The organism is Catellatospora vulcania, from assembly GCF_009720385.1.
GTDB lineage: Bacteria > Actinomycetota > Actinomycetes > Mycobacteriales > Micromonosporaceae > Catellatospora > Catellatospora vulcania.
In genome coordinates, this window is the sequence record NZ_ML769302.1 from 659,696 (window position 1) to 672,367 (window position 12,672).

Annotated in this window: 11 protein-coding genes; 2 read left to right on the plus strand and 9 right to left on the minus strand. The window is 71.4% G+C overall.

Annotated features, from left to right (window positions below; genetic code table 11):
- Positions 1-59: 59 nt before the first annotated feature.
- The 6 genes from F6W97_RS41195 to F6W97_RS07350 form a co-directional block, all read right to left on the minus strand.
- Positions 60-185 carry a hypothetical protein gene (locus F6W97_RS41195; RefSeq protein WP_269059668.1) on the minus strand — a complete coding sequence of 42 codons (126 nt, stop codon included), beginning with the start codon at positions 183-185 and terminating at the stop codon, positions 60-62.
- 106 nt (positions 186-291) lie between these two features.
- Entirely contained in the window at positions 292-1,899 is a 1,608-nt protein-coding gene (locus F6W97_RS07330; protein WP_155369340.1) for an ABC transporter permease, read from the minus strand.
- The gene (locus tag F6W97_RS07335) at positions 1,890-2,645 is read right to left on the minus strand and encodes an ABC transporter ATP-binding protein (protein WP_155369341.1); all 756 of its coding nucleotides are present in this window, start codon (positions 2,643-2,645) and stop codon (positions 1,890-1,892) included. Before F6W97_RS07335 ends, F6W97_RS07330 begins: the two co-directional genes overlap by 10 nt.
- Before the next feature lie 67 nt (positions 2,646-2,712).
- Entirely contained in the window at positions 2,713-4,641 is a 1,929-nt protein-coding gene (locus F6W97_RS07340; RefSeq protein ID WP_155369342.1) for a DUF4153 domain-containing protein, read from the minus strand.
- Positions 4,604-5,758 carry a sensor histidine kinase gene (locus tag F6W97_RS07345; protein ID WP_230686471.1) on the minus strand — a complete coding sequence of 385 codons (1,155 nt, stop codon included), beginning with the start codon at positions 5,756-5,758 and terminating at the stop codon, positions 4,604-4,606. Before F6W97_RS07345 ends, F6W97_RS07340 begins: the two co-directional genes overlap by 38 nt.
- Positions 5,755-6,432 (minus strand): response regulator transcription factor, encoded by a 678-nt coding sequence (locus tag F6W97_RS07350; protein ID WP_155369343.1) that lies wholly within the window; start codon positions 6,430-6,432, stop codon positions 5,755-5,757. Before F6W97_RS07350 ends, F6W97_RS07345 begins: the two co-directional genes overlap by 4 nt.
- Positions 6,433-6,627: 195 nt before the next feature.
- Between F6W97_RS07350 and F6W97_RS07355 the strand changes: the two genes are divergently transcribed.
- On the plus strand, positions 6,628-7,185 hold the full coding sequence (locus F6W97_RS07355) for a Uma2 family endonuclease (protein ID WP_155369344.1): 558 nt from the start codon (positions 6,628-6,630) through the stop codon (positions 7,183-7,185).
- A gap of 52 nt (positions 7,186-7,237) precedes the next feature.
- Here F6W97_RS07355 and F6W97_RS07360 read toward each other — a convergent pair whose 3' ends face one another.
- Positions 7,238-8,806 (minus strand): sugar transferase, encoded by a 1,569-nt coding sequence (locus F6W97_RS07360; RefSeq protein ID WP_155369345.1) that lies wholly within the window; start codon positions 8,804-8,806, stop codon positions 7,238-7,240.
- Between the two features lie 207 nt (positions 8,807-9,013).
- A complete protein-coding gene (locus F6W97_RS07365) occupies positions 9,014-9,868 on the minus strand; it encodes an Fpg/Nei family DNA glycosylase (protein ID WP_155369346.1) in 855 nt (284 codons plus the stop codon).
- 50 nt (positions 9,869-9,918) lie between these two features.
- Here F6W97_RS07365 and F6W97_RS07370 point away from each other — a divergent pair, with 50 nt between their 5' ends.
- The gene (locus tag F6W97_RS07370; RefSeq protein WP_155369347.1) at positions 9,919-11,073 is read left to right on the plus strand and encodes a glycosyltransferase family 4 protein; all 1,155 of its coding nucleotides are present in this window, start codon (positions 9,919-9,921) and stop codon (positions 11,071-11,073) included.
- Between the two features lie 136 nt (positions 11,074-11,209).
- On the opposite strand, the gene F6W97_RS07375 is transcribed toward F6W97_RS07370, so the two are convergent.
- A complete protein-coding gene (locus F6W97_RS07375; protein ID WP_155369348.1) occupies positions 11,210-12,655 on the minus strand; it encodes an ATP-binding protein in 1,446 nt (481 codons plus the stop codon).
- Positions 12,656-12,672 lie beyond the last annotated feature (17 nt).

Below are 12,672 nucleotides of genomic sequence, written 5' to 3' on the forward strand. Positions count from 1 at the left end.
GCCCCTGTCGCCGGATGGCGCGACAGGGGCCGCAACGCTCTTGGAGGAGGAGAAACGTCTCAGTGCAGGCGTACGAAGACGGCTGCCATGGGGTCACCCAGTTCCGCGGCGCGGCGACGGTGCGCGCGCTCGGCGTGGGTGCGCTCGAGGTGGATCTGCTCGGCGCTGCGGCTCCGCGTCCGCATCTTCTTCATGATGCTCATACCGACTATTACAGCGTATGGAGCCCTGCTAACTCCAACGATTATTCGGTGAGCTGCACCACGGACCGACGATTCGTAGGTGAACGCCTCATGACCGCGGGGTGATCGCCGCCAGGAGCTCGGGTTGCCGGTGGTCGAGGATGTCACCGGCGGTGATCAGCCCGAGCCAGACCGCGCCGCCCGCGTACGCCAGCCCGACCGGCAGGGCCAGCACCGCCCCGACCGAGCCGCCGAGCAGCACCAGCAGCAGCACGGGCAGGGCCAGCACCATGCCGGCCAGCCACGCCGCCATCGCCAGGAAACTCTTCGCGACGCCGGTGCCCGTGTTGATCGCGAACGGGTTCTGGTTCTCCGGCAGGGAGTACGCCGCCCACACCGACACGTGCATCGAGCAGGCCAGCCCGGTGCCGTACGCGGCGAACAGGGTGCCGAACATGACCGGGAGCAGCAGCAGGTCCCCGCGCAGCACCGCGTTGAGCACCGCCAGGCCGAGCAGCAGCGGCACGATGTACCACGAGTACGCGACCGTCCTGGCCCGCAGCTCCGTCCGGCCCGGCACGCCGGACACCACGTGCATCGCGTACGCGGTGCCGTCGTAGCCGAACTGGTTCGCGATGCCGAGCCCGGCCAGCGCGCCGACCAGCACCATCGAGCCGCCGTGCACGCTGCTCGCGACGAGGTTGCCATCCGCGCTCGGGCCGAGGTTCGTGACCACCGGCAGGAACACCCCGATCACCGCGAACGTGATCAGGCTGGCCCGCCGCCGCACGTCGCGCACCCAGTAGCGCAGCTCGCGCGTCACCATCGCGCCGTACGCGGTGCGCGGTTGACGACCGCGCCCGAAGAACCGGGCGACCGGAGCGCCGGTGGCCGTGCGCACCCGCACCGCCCCGCCGCCGGACGTGCCGAGCATCGCCGACTCCAGCGAATGGGACCACCACCACGCCAGCAGCAGGATCGTCACGACCGTGATGGCCAGCCGCGCGGCGACCGCGCCCCAGCGCCCCTGCACCGCGTCGAGGCCCACCACGTACGGCGCGGCCAGCGGGGTCCAGCCGAGCACGTCGGCGACGGCCGTCAGCCGCTGCGTGCCGACCTGCTGCGCGCCCGAGGTGAGCAGGTACTGCAGCGGGCCCAGCGACGCGGCGAGCACGGCGAGCACGACCGCGGCCAGGTCGCGGGTCCGGCGGGCGCGCAGGGCGCGGGAGAAACCGCTGGTCACGGCCCGGCTCACCACCACACACAGCAGCAGGCCGAGCAGCACGCCGACGGCCGCGACGACGGCCGGCAGCGGGCCCCCGGCCAGGCCCGCGCCGATGGCCAGGCCCGAGGTGGCCAGCAGCGTCCCGAACGCGGGCACGCCCAGCACCGCGGCGATCAGCAGGCCGCGCAGCAGCGTCGCCCGGGGCAGCGGCAGCAGCGCGAACCGGCCGGGTTCCAGCGTCTCGTCGACGCCGAACCAGACCAGCGGCATCATGATCCAGCCGAGCACCAGCAGCGTCCCGCCGAACGCGGGGACCAGCGGGCCGAAGTCGGGGCCGTCGGGCAGGAACGGGATGAGGAAGAACAGCGCCGCCATCGCGCCGTAGAACAGCGCGCAGAGCGCGCCGATCACGAACAGCACCACCTTGCCGGGGCGGCCGCGGAAGCCGTTGCGCAGCACGCGCAGCTTGAGGCGGGCGAAGGTCAGAGCCATGACAGCTCCGAGCCGGTGGCCACGCGCCCGCCGACCACCGCGACGAAGGCGTCCTCCAGGGTCCGCCCGGCGCGCACCTCGTCGAGGGAGCCGACGGCGCTGATCCGGCCGTTCGCCATGATCGCGACGTGCGTGCACAGCCGCTCCACCACCTCCAGCACGTGGCTGGAGAAGATGACCGTGCCGCCGCCGGCGACGTAACGGGTGAGGATGTCGCGGATGGCCGCGCCGCTGACCGGGTCCACGGCCTCGAACGGCTCGTCGAGCACCAGCAGCCGGGGCGCGTGCAGCAGCGCGCAGGCCAGCGCGATCTTCTTCTTCATACCGGCCGAGTAGTCGATGACCAGCGTGCGCCCGGCGTCGGTCAGGGCCAGCACGTCCAGCAGCTCGGTGACCCGGGCGTCGATGACGTCGGGCGCCATGCCGCGCAGCAGGCCCTGGTAGGTGAGCAGCTCGGTGCCGTCGAGGCGGTCGAAGAGGCGTACGCCGTCGGGCATCACGCCGATCAGCGACTTGGCCCGGACCGGGTCGCGCCACACGTCGTGGCCGAGCACCAGGGCCCGCCCGGCGTCCGGCCGCAGCAGGCCGACGGCCATGGACAGGGTGGTGGTCTTGCCGGCCCCGTTCGGCCCGAGCAGGCCGAAGAACGAACCCGCCGGCACCGCCAGGTCCACGCCGTCCACGGCGACCTTGGTGTCGAACCTCTTGACGAGCCCTTGCAGGGCGAACGCGCTGTCCTCGATCACGCGTCCGACTGTAGACGCGCGGGGCCCGCCCGTCGCCCCTGCGCAGAGGCGACGGGCAGGCCGCGGACTACCTGCGCGAGTTGAGGTTGTCGGACTCGGTGCAGGCCCGGCCGGCGGGCATGGTCTGGATGTCTTCCAGCATCTCGCGGGCGTGGGCACGGCTCAGGTTCCAGGAGTACCACTGATCCGGGTTGGCCTTCAGGTCGCGGATCATCCAGCTCAGCGCGCAGCTGCGGTACGGCTCCGGCAGCTGGGCCAGGGCCGGCGCCGCGTCCGGGCCGAGCGCCCGCAGGTACCAGAAATCGATCTTCTGGAAGCGCTCGACGTTCTGCTCGGCGATGAAGTGCTCCGGGTTCGCGGCGCCCAGGAACAGCAGCAGCCCGGCGAAGCCCGCCACCGCCGCCCGCGGGAACCAGGTGGCCCGCAGCTTCCACCCGGCGATCGCGATCAGGATGAACACGCCGCCCAGGTAGAGCTCGACCGAGCCGAAGAACAGCCGCTCCCGGGTCCAGCCGTAGGTGTTCTGGTAGAGCCACATGCGCCAGACGGCCGAGCCGACGATCACCATGCTCAGCAGCACCAGCGCGCCGAGCAGGGTGCGCAGCAGGATGCGGTCCTGCCGGTTCTCCTTCGCCGCCCAGCGCGACACCAGGCCGATGACGACCAGGGTCAGCATGGTCACCACCAGCAGCTGGCCGAAGCCCTGCACCGCGTACTCGGAGAAGGTCAGCCCACTGGTCTTCTGGATGTAGGCCTTGTCGCCGAAGAAGAAGCGCAGCTGCACCGCGACGAACGCGGCGAACAGCAGCACCAGGCCGCCCAGCGGCAGCGCGACCTCGATGCGGCCGATGCGCCGGGTGGCGGGCCGCTCCAGCCCGGACAGGTCCGGCGGGGCCAGCACGGTGAAGATCGCACCGGCGGTGATCAGGCCGCCGACCACGGTGTACAGCACCCCGCGGAAGATGGCGCGGGCGTTGATCTCAGGCAGGATGTCGCCCAGCAGCTTCGAGAACGCCGGGTCGGCGGAGGCGAACAGCGCACCGAAGACGACCAGCAGCACGATCGTCACGAGCAGGGACAGGCCGATGCGGCCCGCGGTGCCGCTCTTCTCCCGCGTCTTCTGCCAGGCGCTCGCGCCCTTGGCCAGCCACGGGATGGACCGGAAGAAGGCCAGCGGCAGCGCCAGCGCGCCCACGATCACGGCGCGGACCGAGTGGCCGCCGGCCACCGCCAGCGAACCGCAGGCCAGCGCGCCGAGCACGCAGAAGACGTAGAGCCAGCCCGCGTCACGGAAGGTGCCGACGGCCAGCAGCGCCACGGCGAGCACCGCCCAGCCGACCCGGACCCAGCGCTCGACCTTCGTGTCCGGCTTCGGCCCGAACCGCGCCGCATGCCAGACCGCACCCGTCATGACCAGGCCCACCAGCAGCCAGCCGATGCCGGGCCGGCTCAGCGGCAGCGCGATCGCGGTGGCCAGGCCGCCGATCAGCGCGGCGATCCAGGCCGCCGGACCGCCCGAGTAGTCGGGCCCTTGCCAGCGCGTCTGCAGGAAACCGGGCGGGGGCGGCGGCAGCGGCGAGAACCTGGCCATGTCGGCCGGGTAGGTCTGCGGCGGCACCGCGGCTGCCGCGACCGGCACAGCAGCCGGTACGGCAGCCGGTACGGCAGCAGGTGCAGCGGTCGTCGCGGCGGCCGGGGCGGGAGTCGCCTCGGCGGCCGGGCTTTCCGTGGCGGTCGCGGTGGCCGGGGTTCCCGGGTCCGGTGCGGTCCAAGCGTCGGCCGAGGTCTCTGCCGGAGCCTGCGCCGGGGCTGCGTCGGCGGTCGGGGCCTCCGACGTGGTGGTCGGCTCCGCCTCCGGCGCGTCCGGGGCGGTGGCCGCGGCCTTGGCGGGCGTGCGCTTGCGGGCCGGTGCCTTCTTCGCCGGCACGGTCGACTCCACGGCAGGTGGCGAGGACTCGTCAGGCTGCGGTGGGGTGTCCGGAGAGGTGTCTGACATCGTTGGCTCCGACTTCTGCGGGCGACTGATGAGGTATGGACTTCTGGGGCAGGGTGATGCGGATGCGGCAGCCGATCCCGCCTGGCGGGTCGACGATCGCGATGGTGCCGTGGTGCAGTTCCACCGCCCAGCGGGCGATGGCGAGGCCGAGTCCCGTGCCGCCGTCGGACGACTCGGCGCTCTTGCCCCTGGTGAAACGCTCGAAGACGCGTTCCCGGAGGGCAGGCGCGATGCCCACCCCCTGGTCGAGCACTTCGAAGACGGTCTCGGTGCCGGACGGCCGGGCGCTGACGGTGACCAGCCCGCCGGCCGGACTGTGCCGGGCCGCGTTCTCCAGCAGGTTCGCGAAGACCTGGTGCAGGCGCGCCGGGTCGGCGTTGATGGTGTGCGGGTCGACGTCGTGCAGCCGGAACCGGGTCGCGGGGGCGTTCAGGCTCGCCTCCTCGACGACCCGGGCCAGGAACTCCGCGACCGGCATCGGCACCCGGCGCAGCGTCGCCGCACCGGCGTCGACCTTCGACAGGTCCAGCAGCTCGGTCACCAGCCGGGCCAGCCGCTCGGTCTGCGCCAGCGCGGTGCGCAGCGTCGCCGGGTCGGGTTCGCTCACCCCGTCGACGATGTTCTCCAGCACCCCGTGCAGTGCGGTGATCGGCGTACGCAGCTCGTGCGACACGTTCGCGATCAGCTCGCGCCGCTGCTGGTCGCTGGCGGCGAGGTCGGCCGCCATCAGGTTGAAGGCGCGGGCCAGCTCGCCGACCTCGTCCCGGCTGGTGGCGCGGACCCGGCGGCTGTAGTCGCCCCGGGCCATCGCCCGCGCCGCCGCGGTCATCTGGCGCAGCGGCTTGGTCATGCCGTGCGCCAGCACCTGCAGCGTGATCACCCCGACCAGGGCGGCCGAGATGGCGACCGGCCAGTTGACGAACCCGAGCCGCCCCCAGAACACCAGCAGGCCGGTCGCGCCGGAGATGCCGAGCAGGATGGCCAGCTTCAGCTTGATCGACCGGAACGGGTCGAGCGGGCGCGGCAGCCGGTCCAGCGCCCGGTTGGACAGCACGATCAGCGGCCCCAGCACCCGGTACATGGGGTGGGTGAGCCAGTCCAGGACACGTTCGATCACGTGGTTTCGGCTTCCAGGGCGTATCCGACTCCGTGCACCGTGCGGATCAGGTCGGCACCCAGCTTGCGGCGCAGCGCCTTGATGTGGGAATCGACCGTGCGGGTGCCGTAGCCCTCGGCCCAGCCCCAGATCTCGGCCAGCAGCCGCTCCCGCGGCAGCACCGCCCGGTGCCGCTCGGCGAGGTAAACCAGCAGGTCGTACTCGGTCGGGGTGAGGTGCGCCTCGGCGCCGTCCCGGCGCACCCGGCGCTCCGACCGGATGATCTCCAGGGGGCCCAGCTTGATCGGCGCGTCCGGCGCGGTGGACCGCTCGGCCCGGCGCATGAGCGCGTGCACCCGGGCGGCGAGCACCCGCATCGAGAACGGCTTGGTGAGGTAGTCGTCCGCGCCCACGGCGAGCCCGACCAGCAGGTCGTTCTCGTCGTCGCGGGCGGTGAGCATGAGCACCGGCACCGGCCGCTGCGCCTGCACCCGGCGGCAGACCTCCAGCCCGTCGAAGCCCGGCAGCATCAGGTCCAGCACGATCAGGTCCGGCTTCAGCCGCCCCGCGGCCTCCACGGCGGCGGGACCGGTCCCGGCGTGCGCGACCGCGAAACCTTCGGCCCGCAGCCGGGCGATCACCGACCCGGCGATGGTGGGATCGTCCTCCACCACCAGGACGCGACGTTCACTCATGACCAGGGACTGTAGCGGTCACCTGTGCGGATCCTCAGTCCCAGTTGTGAAGGACTTGTGCGCGGCCATGGTGCGAGCGCACCGGCGGCCGCGCCGAGCGTCCCCTATTTGACCTGGGGAAGCTTCCTAACCGCAGATTGGTGCTGCACTCTGGAGATGTCACACGGGCACCGATAGAGAGGACGGGTGACAACGATGACCCATCCGCTGCTCCGGCCTCAGCCGCTGCGCCCCTGGCAGTTCGAGGACCTGCTCGACTCGCCGGACGACGGCTACCGGTACGAGATCTTCGACGGGACCCTGCTCGTGACCCCACCACCTCCGCTGCCTCACGCGAACCTTGTCTACCGGCTGCGTCGTGCCCTTGATCGGCAGGCGCCCGATGCGCTGGCCGTGAGCGAAAACATCGCCGTGCTACGTCCGGACGGCACCTCTTTCTTCATCCCCGATCTGGTGATCTTCGACGCCGGCCTGCTCGACAGCTCGCTCCCGGCGCTGCCCCCGGCCGGGGTGAAGCTCGTAATCGAAGTGGTATCGCCGAGCAACCCCAGCAACGATCTGGTGCTCAAGCGTTCCGGTTACGCGATGATCGGCGTCGCCGAGTACTGGATCGTCGACTCACGGTCCCAGGAGGTTCTGGCGCTCACCCAGCCACGTTCGGATGGCTACCTCGCTGAGGAGAAGCGCACCGGCACGATGAGCGGTGCCGCGCCGTTCCCGTACGAGCTGGATCTAGCCAAGATCTTCGCCTGAACAGCGAAACGGCCGGGCAGCTCGCGGCTGCCCGGCCGTTCTGAGGTCTTCGTCAGTACGCGCCCTTGCGGCGCAGCACCACGCCGACGGTGCGCCACAGGATGCTCAGGTCGTACGCCAGGGACCAGTTGTCGACGTAGTAGAGGTCCAGCCGGACCGCCTCGTCCCAGCTCAGGTCGGAGCGGCCGGAGACCTGCCACAGGCCGGTCATGCCGGGCCGCACCAGCAGCCGGCGGCGCACGTCGCCGAGGTAGTCGCCGTCGTCGGCGGGCAGCGGGCGCGGCCCGACCAGCGACATCTCGCCCTTGAGCACGTTGATCAGCTGGGGCAGCTCGTCGATCGAGCTGGCCCGCAGGAAGCGCCCGACCGGGGTGACCCGCGGATCGTCACGGATCTTGAAGAGCATGCCGTCGCCCTCGTTCTGGGCTTCGAGCTTGCTCTTGCGCTCCTCGGCGTCGGTGTACATGGTGCGGAACTTCCACACCTTGAACACCCGGCCCTCGTGGCCGACCCGCAGCTGCCGGAAGAACGCCGGGCCGCGGTCGGTGATCGAGATGGCCAGCGAGATCACCAGCAGCAGCGGGGCGAGCAGCAGCAGGCCGAAGAAGGCGGCGACCCGGTCCAGCAGGTTCTTGGCCAGCCAGGCCATGCCGGAGAGCTTGGGCTCCTCGACGTGCAGCAGCGGCAGGCCCTCGATCGGGCGGATGTGCACCCGGGGCCCGGCGATGTCGGTGAGCTGCGGCGCGACCACCAGGTCGATGCCGGTGCCCTCCAGCTGCCAGGCCAGGCGGCGCAGCTCGTCGGGCTCCGCGCCGGCCGAGCCGCACACCGCGATGGTGTCGGCGCGCAGTTCGTGTACGAGGTCGACGAGGTTGCGGCCGTAGTGCACCGGCACCGGAGCCTGGGCCCGGCGGGAGGCCGGCAGGTGCTCGTGCAGGTGGATGGCGACGGGCACCAGCCCGGCCTTCGGGTTGCGCGAGACGACCTTGTAGACGAAGAGCGTCTCGGGCAGCGAACCGACCAGCAGCATCCGGTATGTGGCCAGCCTGCCTCGGCGGCGCACCACGTACAGGGCGCGGCGGGCGAGCAGGCGCATGCCGAAGATGTACGCCATCGCGGCGATGATCACGAAGCCGACGGTGCCGCGGGACAGACCCTCGCCGGGCCCGGCCTTCTGGAAACCGAAGGCGAGGAAGGAGACGGTCGCCGCGACGGCGATGGTGGCGCGGAAGACCCGCTTGAACTCGTCGGTGCCCAGACCGATCACGCGCCGGTCGTATGCGCCGTTGCCCCAGAGCAGCAGCAGCCAGATCAACGGCATGATGCCGTACGCGACCAGCTGGAACTGCACGATCTGGTCGAAACCGGAGGTGACCCGATTGATCGAGAACTGGGAGATCGCGGTCCAGCTCGCCGCCATCGCACAGAGCACGTCGCCGATGACCAGGCACAGGATGTACGGCCGGTGCCAGCGGGCCCGGCGCGCGGTAGGCCGGGCGAACGCGTTGCGGGCGACGCCGTTGGTCTTGGGCACGGGGGGCAGCTCGTATCGGTCGGCTACGTAATCCGGGACATTCGACCGCTTGGGCACGGTGGTCGGGTGCTTCAGGCTCGTCGTCACCTCACCTGGGTCCTCCCGTGCGTCACGTTCCTGCCCGGTGGCGCCGGCAGGTGCTGCAGCCCTGCGATGGGAACGTGCGGCAGGACGGGTGTCGCCCACATCGTTCAGTCTCGCATGGTTTGTCCGGGGTCGGGGGAGACACCGTGTTGGCGATGCGTCCGAAGACTCCAGGACCGGGACACTATACGAACTGGGCTGTGCGTGACACTAGCGCAGGAGTCTGGAAAGTCGACGGTCTGCGAGCGGTTTTCCGCCGGTTTGGCAGGTGGGGCAGTACTGCAGGCTCGAATCGGCGAACGAGACCTCACGCACCGTATCGCCGCACACCGGGCAGGGTTGCCCCGTCCGGCCGTGCACCCGCAGCCCGGCCCGCTTCTCGGACTTCAGCGTCGCCGCCTTCTGCCCGACCGAGCGCTCCAGCGCCTCCTTCAGCACCTTCTGTACCGCTTCGTACAGGTTCTCCAGCTGCCCGGGAGACAGCCGGTCGGCCCGCGCGAACGGCGAGATGCGGGCGACGTGCAGGATCTCGTCGGAGTAGGCGTTGCCGATCCCGGAGAGCACCTGCTGGTCCCGCAGCACCCCTTTGATCTGTGAGTTGAGGGGGCGCAGCAACTCGGTCAGACCCGCCAGGTCCAGGCCGAGCGCGTCCGGCCCGAGCCGGGCGACACCGGGCACCTGGTTCACGTCGGTCACCAGGTACGCCGAGAGCTTCTTGCGGGTGCCGGCCTCGGTCAGGTCGAAGCCCGACCGGTCGGCCAGCCGCACCCGCAGCGCGATCGGCCCGCTGCCCGGTTTGAGCAACGTGTCCGGCAGCGCGTCGCGGTAGTGCAGCCAGCCCGCACGGGCCAGGTGGATCACCAGGTGCAGGTCCCCGAGCTCGATGTCGAGGAACTTGCCGTGCCGGCCGGCACCGGTGATCGTCAGTCCATGGGTCGCGGACAGGGGCGGGTCGAACGTCTTGAGGGCGCTGATCGCAGACACGTCGACCCGCTCGACGCGCTGGCCGACCGCTCGCTCGCGCAGGTACGCGGCGAGCGCCTCCACCTCGGGCAACTCGGGCACGGCGCTAACGCTACCGTTCTAGGGTCAGCCGAGCAGAGAGCAGGAAACCGTTGAAGGTCGTGGTCGCCCACAATCGGTACCGCTCCGAGCTGCCCTCGGGCGAGAACGTCATCGTCGACCTGGAGATGGCGCAGCTGGAAGCGGCCGGGGTCACCGTGCTGCCGTTCCTGCGCAGTTCCGATGACATCCCGTCGCTGTCGGCCGCGCAGAAGGTGCTGCTGCCGATCTCCCCGATCTGGGCCCCCTCCGCGCAGAAGGACCTGGCCAGGCTGCTCCGCGAGGAGCGCCCGGACGTGCTGCACCTGCACAACCCGTACCCCCTGCTGTCGCCCTGGGTGGTGCGCACCGCCCACGCGCACGGCGTGCCGGTGGTGCAGACCGTGCACAACTACCGCCAGGTATGCGCACCCGGCCTGTACTTCCGCGACGGCCATGCCTGCCACGAGTGCCGGGGCAAGGCGTTCGCGCTGCCCGCGATCAAGCACAAGTGCTACCGGGGCTCCACCGCGCAGAGCGCGATCATGGCGACCACGCTCGCGGTGCACCGCTCGACCTGGCGCTCGGTCGACCGCTACATCGCGCTGACCGAGGCCATCGCCGACCATCTGCGCGATTACGGCATCACCGACCGCCAGATCACGGTCAAGCCGAACGCGGTGGAGGACCCAGGTCCGCCCCCGGCGGCCGGCGACGGCCTGCTCTTCGCCGCCCGGCTGTCCCCGGAGAAGGGGCTCGGCCTGCTGCTGGACGCGTGGCGGCGGCACCCCGACGGCGCGTTGGGCCGACTCCGGATCGCCGGGGACGGCGAGCTGCGCCCCCTGGCCGAGCAGGTGGCCGCCGAGCGCGCCGACGTCGAGTACCTCGGCCCGATGGACCGCATGGGGGTCCGCGCCGCACTGCGCACCTCCGCCATGGTCGCCGTGCCGTCTACCTGGCACGACGTGCTACCGACCGCGATCCTCGAAGCGCTGGCGAACGGCCGCCCGGTGATCGGTACCAACCTCGGCGGCATCCCGTACCTGATCGACAACGCCGGCTTCGCGGTCCCGCCCACCGTCGACGACTGGGCCGCGGCCCTGCCCGACGCCCTGAAGGCCGCTCCCACCCTCACCGACGTGGCCCGCCGCCGCTACCTCGACACCTTCCACCCCGACGTCGTCACCGGCCAGCTCCTCGCCGTCTACGACTCCCTCCGCCGTCCCTGACCCGCCGCGCTCCCAGCCGCGTGCCGCCCATGATCGGCGGACCTGCCCGGCACCTGTGGGTATCCGCGCGCAAGATACGCACAGGTGCCTGGCAAGTCGAACGATCAAGGCCGCGCCGGTCAAGGTCGACCGACAGTCACGGCTCGGCGTAGAGCGCCGGGAGGTCGACCAGCAGGACGTTGTCGGTTTCGGCGGCGCGGCGGAGGTCGGGCGTGAAGCCCGCGCCGCTGTAGCAGGCGAGCCGGGTGCCGCCGGTCCGGTGGCCCTTGGCGGCGAGCAGGTCGCGGGCCCGGCGCAGCCGGTCGAGGTGGGGCAGCCCCATGGTCTGCTGCCACTTGGCCTCGCCGAGCGAGAGCACCGCGCCCTCGGTACCCAGCACGGCCACGTCGACCTGGATCTGCGACTTGGCGGCCGGGTCCGCGACAGTGCCCGCGGCGACAGTGCTCGGCGGCGCGCCGAACAGGGCGACTGCGTTGCGTAGGGCGTACTCCCGGCACAGTTGCTCGAAGTGTGGGCCGGCGACCTGGGCCCGGAACGTCTCCTGCCCGGCCTGCCAGGCCTGCTCGGCCATGCCCCGCTCCAGGAAGCTCCAGTTGCGCCGCATCACCGCCGAGTAGAACGTGATCAGCGGCTCCGCGATCCGGTACGTCGAGCGTCCGGTGCGGAAGGCGTCGGGCTCCTTGGACACCAGCCCGCAGTCCTCCAGCACGGTCAGTGGGTGGCTGATGTTCGTCGACGGCCGTTCCAGGTATCCGGCGATGCCGCCGCGGGTGTTGTGGCCGAGCGCGATCGCGCCCAGCACACCGTGGTAGAGCGGGGTGTCCCGGGCCCCGGTCTCCTCGGCCAGCAGGTAGCGGGCCTCGCGGAACAGCGGGACGGACGGGTTCAGCACCGTGCGGACCACCCAGTCGCCGAAGTCGGCGAGGTCGGCGGGGGCGTCGGAGTGCACGAACTCGTGCCGGTACGCGGGTGTGCCGCCGACGACGCTGTGCAGCAGCACGGCCAGTTCCGGCTGGTCGAGCACTCCCCAGAAGTCCGCTGCGGTGCGGTAGTCCATGGGTGGCACGACCAGTTCCAGGCTCGCCCGGCCGCGCAGCGGGGCGTTGCCGGACAGCAGGCTGCCCATCACGGCCATCGCCGAGCCGCAGACCAGCAGCTTCGACGTCGTCTCACGGGCGATCCCGCCGGGGTCCAGCACCTGCTGCAGCTGCGAGGCGAGCGCAGGACTGGCGGCGAGCAGGTAGGGCAGCTCGTCGATGATGATCAAACCATCCGGCACCACGGCGTACAGCTGCCGGAGCGCGTCCTCCCAGTTGTGCAGCTGGAACTCGCCGCCGGTGCCCGCCCGGGCCGCCAGCGCACGTCCGAACCGGCGCAGCGACTCCAGCTCGGTGTCCTCGGTCGCCGCGAAGTAGAAGCCGCCGGTCGCCCGTGCCAGCGCATCCAGTAGGAACGTCTTGCCCTGCCGCCGGCGCCCGCTGACCACGCCGAACCGGGCGCTGGCAGCGGGGGAGCCGGCGAAGCGGGCCAGCGCGGCCCACTCGGCGGTGCGGTCGAAGACGTTGTCCGGTTTCGCGAGCATAGGTAGAACCATAGTTC